Annotated in this window: 7 protein-coding genes; 5 read left to right on the top strand and 2 right to left on the bottom strand. The window is 61.2% G+C overall.

Features of this window, described 5'->3' with window-relative positions:
* The first annotated feature begins 393 nt into the window (after positions 1-393).
* The 4 genes from rpmH (at position 394) to yidC (ending at position 3,064) form a co-directional block, all read left to right on the top strand.
* A complete protein-coding gene (gene rpmH, locus LFL96_RS19655; protein WP_004198824.1) occupies positions 394-528 on the top strand; it encodes a 50S ribosomal protein L34 in 135 nt (44 codons plus the stop codon).
* A 14-nt stretch (positions 529-542) separates the two neighbouring features.
* Entirely contained in the window at positions 543-1,040 is a 498-nt protein-coding gene (locus LFL96_RS19650) for a ribonuclease P protein component (protein ID WP_280996884.1), read from the top strand.
* A gap of 104 nt (positions 1,041-1,144) precedes the next feature.
* Complete coding sequence (yidD, locus tag LFL96_RS19645) at positions 1,145-1,375, top strand: membrane protein insertion efficiency factor YidD (protein ID WP_280996883.1); 231 nt, start codon at positions 1,145-1,147, stop codon at positions 1,373-1,375.
* A 30-nt stretch (positions 1,376-1,405) separates the two neighbouring features.
* On the top strand, positions 1,406-3,064 hold the full coding sequence (gene yidC / locus LFL96_RS19640) for a membrane protein insertase YidC (RefSeq protein ID WP_280996882.1): 1,659 nt from the start codon (positions 1,406-1,408) through the stop codon (positions 3,062-3,064).
* Positions 3,065-3,282: 218 nt separating this feature from the next.
* On the opposite strand, the gene LFL96_RS19635 is transcribed toward yidC, so the two are convergent.
* Both LFL96_RS19635 and LFL96_RS19630 read right to left on the bottom strand, forming a co-directional pair.
* Entirely contained in the window at positions 3,283-3,690 is a 408-nt protein-coding gene (locus LFL96_RS19635) for an XRE family transcriptional regulator (RefSeq protein ID WP_280996881.1), read from the bottom strand.
* 296 nt (positions 3,691-3,986) lie between these two features.
* The gene (locus LFL96_RS19630; protein WP_280996880.1) at positions 3,987-4,403 is read right to left on the bottom strand and encodes an XRE family transcriptional regulator; all 417 of its coding nucleotides are present in this window, start codon (positions 4,401-4,403) and stop codon (positions 3,987-3,989) included.
* Positions 4,404-4,774: 371 nt separating this feature from the next.
* Here LFL96_RS19630 and mnmE point away from each other — a divergent pair, with 371 nt between their 5' ends.
* Complete coding sequence (gene mnmE / locus LFL96_RS19625) at positions 4,775-6,169, top strand: tRNA uridine-5-carboxymethylaminomethyl(34) synthesis GTPase MnmE (RefSeq protein ID WP_280996879.1); 1,395 nt, start codon at positions 4,775-4,777, stop codon at positions 6,167-6,169.
* Positions 6,170-6,256: the final 87 nt, after the last annotated feature.

Below are 6,256 nucleotides of genomic sequence, written 5' to 3'. Positions count from 1 at the left end.
CGAGTTGCTGTCGTTATGGTGTGCACGGCGGTCGCCGCTGCCCCTGTCGCGCGTACGCAACAAGGCCCTGAGCAGTCGGGCCAGACCAGGCGCAATCGCTCCAGGCGCTTGTGCCACAAGGGTTTGCGGGGCAAGCGAGCCGGAGCGGCGTGCAGAATTTTTGGGAAGTAAGGCGAGATTCTAACGCCAAATGCTACCCGCAAGGGAGTTATCCACAGGGACGGATCATTCGCCGAAGTCCTTCTGGGGTCAGGCCGAGGCGGGCTAAACTATTGACGGCCAACGGAAAACGGGTTTAAATAGCGGGTTCCGCGAAAACCAATTCAGTAAACCACCGGCCATTGCGCTTTCAGCGATGATCGCGCGGTTATTTTTCGATCAAGTGAGAGCAACATGAAACGTACTTACCAACCTTCCGTTACCCGTCGCAAGCGCACCCACGGCTTCCGCGTTCGCATGAAGACCGCAGGTGGCCGCAAGGTCATCAACGCACGTCGCGCGAAGGGCCGCAAGCGCCTCGCGATCTAAGGCAGGCGAGCGGATTGCGCGCTCCGTCCGTGCCAGACGAGATCCGCGGCAACGCGGGAGCGGCAGGGGCGCCGCAGCAGGGCTCGGTTCCGTTGCGAGCGCAAGCCGCCTTCCCCAAAGCCGCAAGGCTACTGAAAACGGATGAATTTTCATCCGTTTTTCGTTTGCGCCCGTGGCGCCGCACCGCGCACTTTGTGGTGTACGGCCGGCCCACCGGCAACGAAGCGCGTCTCGGCCTCGTGATCGGCAAGAAATATGCGCCGCGCGCGGCCACGCGAAATCTGGTCCGCCGCATCGCGCGTGAAACTTTCCGGTTGCGTCGCGCGGAATTCGGCGGTTGGGATGTGCTGCTGCGATTGCATACGCGGTTCGACAAGAAGGCTTTGCCGAGCGCTTCGTCGCCGCCGCTGAAGGCGCTGTGCCGCAGTGAAATCGAAGCGCTGCTCGACAAGGCAGCGCGAGAAATCGTCCGTCGTCAGGCGCCGCCCGCGGAAGCGCCGAAAACGGAATGACGCTCGAGCGACCGGCGGTCGCGCGGTTCCCGTGGCTCGTGTAGCCGGACCGCGCGGGCGTCCCAGGTTCACCACGTTGCGCGGCGCAGCCAGCCGCACCAGCCATGCAAACGGTACTCTTCGCTTTACTGCGGTTTTACAAGGTTGCCGTCAGCCCCATGCTCGGCAACCGGTGCCGTTTTTACCCTTCCTGCTCTGATTACGCGCGCGAAGCAATCCAGTATCATGGCGCCGCGCGCGGGACTTATCTCGCCGCCAGGCGTATTTGCCGCTGCCACCCGTTTTCCGCGGGCGGCGTCGATCTCGTCCCGCCACCCACTTCTGAAAAGCGCTGACGCGCCGTTCCATCGACACTGAGACAACGCATGGATATCAAACGCACCGTCCTATGGGTCATCTTCTTCATGTCAGCGGTCATGCTGTTCGACAACTGGCAACGCGACCACGGACGCCCGTCGATGTTCTTCCCGGGCACGACGCCGACCCAGACCGTCGGTAGCGCCGCACCGGGAACCACGACGCCGGGAACCCAGCCTGCCGATCTGCCGGCAGCCAACGCAGCCGCGCCGGGCAACGCGCCGGCGGCCGCGCAATCGCAACTGATCAAGTTCAGCACCGACGTCTATAACGGCGAGATCGACACCCGCGGCGGCACGCTGTCGAAGCTGTCGCTCGTCAAGCAAGGCGACGGCAAGCAGCCGGATCTGGTGATCACGCTGTTCGACCGTACCGCGAACCATACGTATCTGGCGCGCACCGGTCTGCTCGGCGGCGATTTCCCGAATCACAACGACATCTACACGCCGCTGCCGAATCAGCCGCACGACCTGACGGGCGACGAAAAATCGTTCCAGCTCAGCTTCGAGTCGCCGGTGAAGGGTGGCGTGAAGGTCATCAAGACCTACACGTTCACGCGCGGCAGCTACGTGATCGGCGTCGACACGAAGATCGAGAACGTCGGCACCGCCCCGGTGACGCCGTCGGTGTACATGGAACTGGTGCGTGACGATCAGCCGGTGGAAACGCCGCGCTTCTCGCACACGTTCATTGGGCCGGCGGTCTACACCGACCAGCATCACTTCCAGAAGATGACGTTCAGCGACATCGACAAGAACAAGCAGGATTACGCGACCTCGGCCGACAACGGCTGGATCGCGATGGTCCAGCATTACTTCGCGTCGGCGTGGATTCCGAAGCAGGGCGTCAAGCGCGACATCTACGTCGAGAAGATCGATCCGGCGCTGTATCGCGTCGGCGTGAAGGAACCGGTGGCGACCATCGCGCCGGGCCAATCGGTCGACGTCAACGCGCGTCTGTTCGCCGGTCCGGAAGAAGAGCGCATGCTCGAAGGCATCGCGCCGGGCCTGGAGCTGGTGAAGGACTACGGCTGGGTCACGATCATCGCGAAGCCGTTGTTCTGGCTGCTCGAAAAGATCCACAGCTATGTCGGCAACTGGGGCTGGTCGATCGTGTTGCTCACGCTGCTGATCAAGGCGGTGTTCTTCCCGCTGTCGGCGGCGAGCTACAAGTCGATGGCGCGCATGAAGGCGATCACGCCGCGCATGCAGGCGCTGCGCGAACGCTTCAAGGGCGATCCGCAGAAGATGAACGCCGCGCTGATGGAGCTGTACAAGACCGAGAAGGTCAATCCGTTCGGCGGCTGTCTGCCGGTCGTGATTCAGATTCCGGTGTTCATCTCGCTGTACTGGGTGCTGCTGTCGTCGGTGGAAATGCGCGGCGCGCCGTGGATTCTGTGGATTCACGATCTGTCGCAGCAGGACCCGTTCTTCATCCTGCCGGTCCTGATGGCTGTCTCGATGTTCCTGCAGACGCGTCTGAACCCGACGCCGCCGGACCCGGTTCAAGCCAAGATGATGATGTTCATGCCGATCGCGTTCTCGGTCATGTTCTTCTTCTTCCCGGCCGGCCTGGTGTTGTACTACGTGGTGAACAACGTGCTGTCGATCGCCCAGCAGTACTACATCACGCGGATGATGGGTCAGTCGAAGACGAAAGCGGCCTGACGAGGCCTGAGCGGCGGTGGGTGGTGTGATGGACTACGCCACCGTCGCCGCCGTTGTGAGTCTGTCCTGTCCGCCAGCGAAGTCGCGTAGTAAAGCGCAAGCAACGACAAGGTCGAAAAAAAGCCGCCCGGCGTAAAACCGGGCGGCTTTTTTCATGTTCGCAGCGAAGTGCCGAAGTGCGGCAACGCGCTGCAGAACCCAGCAGACAGTCATCGCGACTACTCTTCCGCTGAATCCTCGCCGTATAACCGCTCGACCATTTCCTCGACGAGAAAGCGGTCTCGCGGCGGAAGCAGTGCGATCTTCGACGCCAGTTCGATCGTCTCCTGCGATGGCGGATACTTGTCGCCGCGAGCGAGCGGTTTCGCGGTCGAAGCAGGCGGCGGTCCGTAATGGAGCCAGTGCTCTTTCACATTCAGCCATTCGGCCAGCATGCGCAGCTTGTCCGGCTTCGGTATCGTCGCGCCCGACAGCCATTTGTGAGCGGCCTGCGTGGTAACCGGACGTTCCCCGCGATAACGCAGATTGAACTGCTCGGCGAGCTTGGTCCCGCCGCGAATTTTCAGCGGCTCCAGCAGATCTCGCAGCCGCCTGGCGAAGGCAGCTTTCTCTTGTTTGGTTGGCATGGCCCAGATTGTGCAATTCAGCATCCTGCCGATTGACAACCACATAAGCTATGAATTAGCGTATTTGAGATAAATTTAGCCTGTATCCCACGTCGCGTAACGCGTGCAGCCAAATGTCATTTTTTGAATTTTTTCTATACCTGACGGGCATAACAGCGGTGAAACCGCTTCGCGGCGTCCTAGCAAATCTCAAGAACGCAGTAACAATCGTAGCTTAATTGAGATAAATCCGAAGCGCGGAGAAAATTGCGCCGAGGCGGCGAATCTGGATCGCAAAATCGAGAGACCGAAGGGCCCTAGTTTTCGCCCTGCCCCTCAGGCGCCTGCTCGCCATGAAAGCGCACGATCATCTCTTCCACCAGAAAGCGATCCTTCGGATTCAACTCACCGATCTTCGACGCCAGTTCGATCACTTCCGGCGAAGGCGGATATTTCTCGTTGCGAGCCAGCGGCTTGGGCGTCATGCCCGGCGATGGTCCATAGCGCAGCCAATGCTCGGTCACGTTCAGCCATACGGCTAAGGTGCGCAACTTGTCGGGCATCGGAATAGTGGTACCTGTGAACCACTTGTGCGCGGTCTGAGTGGTCACCGGCTCGCCGCGATAATTCTTGTTGAATTCCCTGGCGAGCTTCGTCCCACCGCGGATCTTGAGCGGTTCGAGGAGGCCCTTCAACCTCTCGGCGAAGGCGGCTTTTTCTTGTTTGGTCGACATGCGCCGGATTGTGCAATTCCGCGTCCGGTTTGTTGACAACCCGCTGGGCAAGGCTTTCGCGTATTCGAGATAAATTTAGCTTGTATCCCGCTTCGCACTTGACGTTCAGCTAACCGAAAATTTTTCGATTTTCCGGTAACCGTTGGTCATTTCCACCAACATCCAGTCCGATAAATTCTCAAATATTCGCAAGAGATTTCGTTTGGCGCCCACTTATTTAAGATAAATCCGAATTAACGAAACATCTCTGACAGTGCGACGCCACACTGCCCTTAAGGCCAGACATCGCAAACGCACGCGTTACAATGCCTCGCGCCTTGTGGCCTACGTCACGCCGCGCCGCCCTTCCCTTCGTTTTTGCCACGCACGCCATGCTCACCACCGATTCCGATCCCATCGTCGCCATTGCCACCGCGCCCGGTCGAGGCGGGATCGGCGTCGTGCGGATTTCGTTCGGCCGCGCGGCTGAGGCGGCCGCCCAGCCGCTGATGCAGGCACTGACCGGCGTGGCGCTCGCGCCGCGTCACGCGAGTTACGTGCCGTTTCTCGATGGCGGCGGCAATGTGCTCGATCGCGGCATTGCGCTGTACTTTCCCGCACCGCATTCGTACACCGGCGAACACGTGCTCGAATTGCAGGGTCACGGCGGTCCGGTCGTGCTGCAACTCGTGCTGCAACGTTGCATCGATGCCGGCCGCGCGTTCGGTCTGCGCCTCGCCGAACCCGGTGAATTCACGCGTCGCGCGTTCCTCAACGACAAGCTGGATCTGGCGCAGGCGGAAGCCGTCGCCGATCTGATCGAGGCGAGTACCGAGGCTGCCGCGCGCTCGGCGGGCCGTTCGCTCGATGGCGCGTTCTCGCGCGACATTCACGCGCTGGTCGAGGACGTCATCACGCTGCGCATGCTGGTCGAAGCGACACTCGACTTTCCCGAGGAGGAAATCGACTTCCTCGAAGCCGCCGACGCTCGAGGAAAACTCGCACGCATCCGCGATCGCCTCGCCCAGGTGTTGCGCGAGGCACGCCAGGGGGCGTTGCTGCGCGAGGGGTTGTCGGTGGTGTTGGCGGGGCAGCCGAACGTCGGCAAGTCGTCGTTGCTGAATGCACTGGCCGGTGCCGAACTGGCCATCGTCACGCCGATCGCCGGCACGACCCGGGACAAGGTCGCGCAAACCATCCAGATCGAAGGCATTCCGCTGCACGTGATCGACACCGCCGGGCTGCGCGAGACCGAGGACGAGGTCGAAAAAATCGGCATTGCGCGCACCTGGGGCGAGATCGAACGCGCGGACGTCGTGCTGCATCTGCTGGACGCGCGGACCGGCATGACCGCCGAGGACGACGCGATCGCCGCGCGTTTCCCGCGCGGCGTGCCGATCGTGCGCGTGTTGAACAAGACCGACCTGACCGGCCTCGCGCCGGCGACGAACGCGCTCGACCCGGACACCGAACTGAGCGAGGTCCGGCTGTCGGCGAAACAGGGCGACGGCGTCGCGCTGCTGCGTGATGAGTTGCTGCGAATTGCCGGTTGGCAGGCCGGCGCGGAGAGCGTCTACCTGGCGCGCGAGCGGCATCTGATCGCGTTGCGCGCCGCCGAGGAACATCTGGCGACGGCGGCCGCACATGCGGATCAAAATTCGCAGGCATTGGATCTGTTCGCCGAAGAACTGCGTCTCGCGCAGGATCAACTGAACTCCATCACGGGCGAATTCAGCTCGGACGATCTTCTCGGTGTGATTTTCAGCCGGTTTTGTATTGGCAAGTGAATCCGAGCTGCATTTTTTGAAATTTTGGAGAAAGTCCCGCAATTTACGGACTTTATTCTGATTCATCGCCACATCGCCGATCAACTT

Origin of the sequence: Paraburkholderia sp. D15 (assembly GCF_029910215.1) — a bacterium.
Classification (GTDB): domain Bacteria; phylum Pseudomonadota; class Gammaproteobacteria; order Burkholderiales; family Burkholderiaceae; genus Paraburkholderia.
Note: the sequence above shows the minus strand (reverse complement) of the source record. Positions and strands in the feature narration are given on the sequence as shown.